The sequence below is a fragment of the Knoellia flava TL1 genome (assembly GCF_000768675.1).
Taxonomy (GTDB): Bacteria; Actinomycetota; Actinomycetes; order Actinomycetales; family Dermatophilaceae; genus Knoellia; species Knoellia flava.
Window position 1 is genome coordinate 1 of sequence record NZ_AVPI01000084.1, and the last position, 2,188, is coordinate 2,188.

The window sequence follows — 2,188 nt, forward strand, 5'->3', positions numbered from 1 at the left end:
CGGCCGATGGCCGAGGCACTCGCCACCGCCTCGAGGCAGCCGCGGCGACCGCAGCCGCACTCGGCGCCCCCGGGCACGGCGACGACGTGACCGATCTCGCCGGTCCACTCGGTGCCGTTGGCGACGCGGCCACCGGTGAGCAGCGCGCCGGCGATGCCGGTGCCGAGCGGGACGAAGAGCACGTCCGGCACGCCCTGCGCGGCACCGAGCCGGTGCTCGGCAAGCAGGCCGGCGCGCACGTCGTGGCCGAGCGCGACGGGGACCTCGAGGCGGTCGGCGAGCAGGTCGCGCAGGGGCAGGTCCCGCCAGCCGAGGTTGGCCGACCACACGGCCTGGCCGGCGGTCTCGTCGACGAGCCCGGGCACGACGGCGGCGGCACTCGCGAGCGTCACCTCGCCGAGGTCGCCGGCCTCGCCGGAGCGGGCGGCGTCGAGCAGCCCACCGATCGTGTCGACGATGACGTCGACGACGCCCTCGCCAGGGCGCGAAGGCGTGGATGCGGTGTGGGACAACAGGACTGAGCCGTCGACGTCGCAAAGCACCGACTTGACGCGGGTGCCGCCGACATCGACTCCCGCCATCAGCCTCGTCGCCACGGGCGCCAGTCTATGGGGGTGCCCGCCGGGCGGTCGCGAGCGTCTCAGCGGGCCGGCCGACCGAGTCGCGACCGGGCCACGACCGGGTCCCGTTGTCCTCGATGCAAGGAATACCGGCACCTGCCACTAAGGTTGACCACAGCGGTCCGCACCGTTCTGCCTCGGACCTGCTTCTTTCTTCTTCCTGTCGATGCCGATGCGCCGCGACCGGGACCACGACCACGACGACACCGATGTCGGCCGCTGGGTCGCGACCGGAACGCGCCGGGCAGAACCGACTGCATCAGAACTCTCTGGAGTACCCCTTTCGTGTCCACTGACACCCTTGCCCCCGCCCGCCCGACGACCGGCTTCGCCGACCTCGGCGTCCCCGAGTCCCTCGTGCAGGTCCTCGCCGACCGCGGCATCACGTCGCCGACGCCGATCCAGGCAGCCACCCTTCCCGACAGCCTCGCCGGGCGCGACGTCCTCGGACGCGGCCGCACCGGCTCCGGCAAGACCTACGCGTTCCTGCTGCCCGTCCTCGCCCGCCTCGCCGGTGAGGGCCGCCGCCGCCAGCCCAAGCGCCCCCGCGCCCTCATCCTCGCGCCGACCCGCGAGCTCGCGACCCAGATCGACGAGGCGCTCGCCCCGCTCGCCAAGCCGCTCGGACTCACCTCCAAGACGGTCTTCGGCGGCGTCGGCCAGAACCCGCAGGTCCAGGCCATCGCCAAGGGCGTCGACGTCGTCGTCGCCTGCCCCGGCCGGCTCGAGGACCTCATCGGTCAGGGCCACGTCAACCTCGACTTCGTCGAGATCACCGTGCTCGACGAGGCCGACCACATGGCCGACCTCGGCTTCCTCCCCGGCGTGAAGCGCATCCTCGACCGCACCCCGCGCGACGGCCAGCGCATGCTCTTCTCGGCGACGCTCGACGGAGCCATCAACACGCTGGTCAAGCGCTACCTCACCTCGCCCGTGACGCACGAGGCCGACTCGGCCCAGTCGCCGGTGTCGACGATGAGCCACCACGTCCTCCACGTGACGAACGACGCGCACCTCAAGGTGCTCGTCGACCTCGTCGCCGCGCCGGGTCGCACGGTCGTCTTCACGCGCACCAAGCACCGCGCCAAGAAGCTCGCACGCCAGCTCAACGCCGAGGGCATCCCCGCGGTCGAGCTGCACGGCAACCTCAGCCAGAACGCCCGCACCCGCACGATGGACGCGTTCCACTCCGGCACCGCGCAGACGCTCGTCGCGACCGACATCGCCGCCCGCGGCATCCACGTCGACGACGTGGGCCTCGTCATCCACGCCGACCCGCCGGTCGAGCACAAGGCCTACCTCCACCGCTCGGGCCGCACCGCGCGGGCCGGCAACTCCGGCACCGTCGTCACGCTCATGACCGACGACCAGGTCCGCGATGTCCGCGACCTCACCCGCAAGGCCGGCATCAAGCCGACGACGACCAAGGTCAACGCGTCGCACCCGCTCCTCACCGAGCTCGCCCCGGGCGAGCGCACCTTCCCCGGCGCGTTCACCGTGCCCGGCGCGGCCCCGCAGGGTGGCGGCGGAGGCGGCTCGCGCCCCGCGGGTGGGGGCCGCTCCGGCGG

At 73.3% G+C, this 2,188-nt stretch carries 2 protein-coding genes; one reads left to right on the plus strand and one right to left on the minus strand.

The genetic code is table 11. The features are described from left to right. Window positions 1-596, minus strand: a 596-nt coding sequence (locus N798_RS16475; RefSeq protein ID WP_232222677.1) for an ROK family protein, incomplete at its 3' end; no start/stop codon positions are given. Window positions 597-905: 309 nt separating this feature from the next. On the opposite strand from N798_RS16475, the gene N798_RS16480 reads away from it, so the two are divergent. Beyond that, window positions 906-2,188, plus strand: a 1,283-nt coding sequence (locus N798_RS16480) for a DEAD/DEAH box helicase (RefSeq protein ID WP_035950821.1), incomplete at its 3' end; no start/stop codon positions are given.